General features: G+C 74.9%; 2 protein-coding genes and 1 pseudogene. 2 read left to right on the top strand and 1 reads right to left on the bottom strand.

Going from position 1 to position 1,933, the window contains the following annotated elements:
• Positions 1-287 (bottom strand): nitroreductase family deazaflavin-dependent oxidoreductase (locus ABZ641_RS35345; protein ID WP_359988500.1); only part of this gene is annotated, 287 nt, incomplete at its 3' end.
• 213 nt (positions 288-500) lie between these two features.
• Between ABZ641_RS35345 and ABZ641_RS35350 the strand changes: the two genes are divergently transcribed.
• Together ABZ641_RS35350 and ABZ641_RS35355 are read left to right on the top strand one after the other, a co-directional pair.
• Complete coding sequence (locus tag ABZ641_RS35350; RefSeq protein WP_344625511.1) at positions 501-1,292, top strand: polysaccharide deacetylase family protein; 792 nt, start codon at positions 501-503, stop codon at positions 1,290-1,292.
• 80 nt (positions 1,293-1,372) lie between these two features.
• Positions 1,373-1,840 (top strand): annotated as a pseudogene (locus ABZ641_RS35355) (SOS response-associated peptidase); the annotation flags it as partial.
• Positions 1,841-1,933 lie beyond the last annotated feature (93 nt).

Raw genomic sequence — 1,933 nt, forward strand, 5'->3', positions numbered from 1 at the left:
GGCCCGTCCTGCAGCTCGACCAGCGGGTTCGCCACCACGTTGTGGTACCAGACCGGGTGGCGTGGTGACCCGCCCATCGAGGCGACGACCGCGTACCTGCCGTCGTGCTCGACCCGCATCAGCGGGGTCTTGCGGATCTTGCCGCTGCGTGCGCCGAGCGTGGTGAGGAGGACCACCGGCATGCCCCGCAGGGTGGTGCCCCGCGTGCCGCCCGAGCTCTCGTACAGCTCCACCTGGTCCCGCACCCACTGCTCCGGACTCGGCTCGTACTCGCCCTCCAGAGGCATGCCCGCCATCCCGTCTGCCGTCGCACCCGGGCGCCGTCGGACGCCGCCCGGCCGGGGAACGCCTCCCCGCACAGCCTCCGGCCTATCACCCGCCGCACGGCGAGTCACGCCCCGCCCACCCGCCGAGCGTGTCGCACCCCACCGGCGGACGGCCGGCCCGCGCCGCAGGCGTGTCGGGCGCCGGGAGCCCCGGAACGGCCGGATACTGCGCTGATGACGCACCCTCAGCAGCCGCCCCGGCGGCGGACGTTCCTCGCCGCGGGCGCCGCCCTCGCCCTCCCGTTCGCCCTCCCGCCCGGCAGCCCGGCGGACTTCCGGCGCCCCGCCGACCCGGGACCGGACCGGCCCCGGCCGGTCCCGGCCCGCCGCGGACCGGCCGACCTCTTCGGCGAGGAGATCCGGCTGATCCCCACCGACGACCCGGTGGTGGCCCTCACCTTCAACGCCGCCTGGAACGACGACGGCATCGACGCCGTCCTCGACGAGCTGCGCGGCCGCGGCGTCCCCGCCACCTTCTTCCTGACCGGGCGGTTCGCGGAGGCCAACCCGGAGGCGGCCGCAGCCCTCGCCGCCGAGCACGGCGTCGCCAGCCACTCCTACGACCACCCCGAACTCTCCGACCTCGACGCGGCCGGCCTGCGCGAGCAGGTGGAGCGCGCCGACGAGGCGATCCGCGGGGCCACCGGCACCGACCCGCTGCCCTTCTACCGCTTCCCCTACAGCGAGACCAGCCCGTCCGCGATCGCCCAGGTCAACGCGCTCGGCTACGCCGACATCGAGTTCACCGACGACACCCTCGGCTACCTCGGCGAGGGCGGCGGCGTGAGCGTCCAGGACGCGGTGGACCGCGCCGTCCGGGCGATCCGGCCCGGCACGATCCTCCAGATGCACCTCGGCTCCACCGAGACCTCGGGGCCGAACGTCGACTCCCGCGCCCTGCCCGCCGTCGTCGACGCCGTGGAGTCCCGCGGCTACACCGTCATCGACCTGGCCTCGCTCGTCTGACGCATCGTCGGTCCGCACCGGCGGCACGGGATCCGGCAGGTTGCCCGCCGTGGGCGGCCGGGGCGTGGCAGGGTGGACGCATGTGCGGTCGCTTCGTCTCCACCACCACCCCGGTCGACCTGGTCGGCCTGCTCGGCGAGATGCGCTGGGACCCGGCCGAGGCACTCGCCCCGAGCTGGAACGTGGCCCCCACCCACCCGGTGCCGGCGGTGCTGGAACGGCTCGACCGGGAGACCGGCGAGGTGGTGCGGCAGCTGCGGCCGCTGCGCTGGGGCCTCGTCCCGTCCTGGTCCAAGGACCCGGCCGGCGGGGCCCGGATGATCAACGCCAGGGCGGAGACCGTCCACGAGAAGCCGGCCTTCCGCAAGGCGTTCGCCGCCCGCCGCTGCGTGATCCCGGCCGACGGGTACTTCGAGTGGCGGCCGGTCGAGGCCGCCGCCGGCCGCAAGGCGTTCAAGCAGCCGTACTACCTCAGCACCGGCTCGGTGCTGCTGATGGCGGGCCTGTACGAGTTCTGGCGGGACCGCTCCGTCCCGGACGACGACCCTTGAGCTGGTGGCGGGCCATCGCCAGGTTGGAACGCTGCTTGTCGATGGCGAGGTAGAGGAACAGACCCTTGCCGGAGCGGCTGGTGAGCGGCC

Source organism: Kitasatospora sp. NPDC007106 (assembly GCF_040634455.1).
In the GTDB taxonomy this organism is placed as follows: Bacteria; Actinomycetota; Actinomycetes; order Streptomycetales; family Streptomycetaceae; genus Kitasatospora; species Kitasatospora arboriphila.

Coding starts and splice junctions, on each gene's coding strand:
- ABZ641_RS35350 (WP_344625511.1), top strand. CDS start 501: ATGACGCACCCTCAGCAGCCGCCCCGGCGGCGGACGTTCCTCGCCGCG.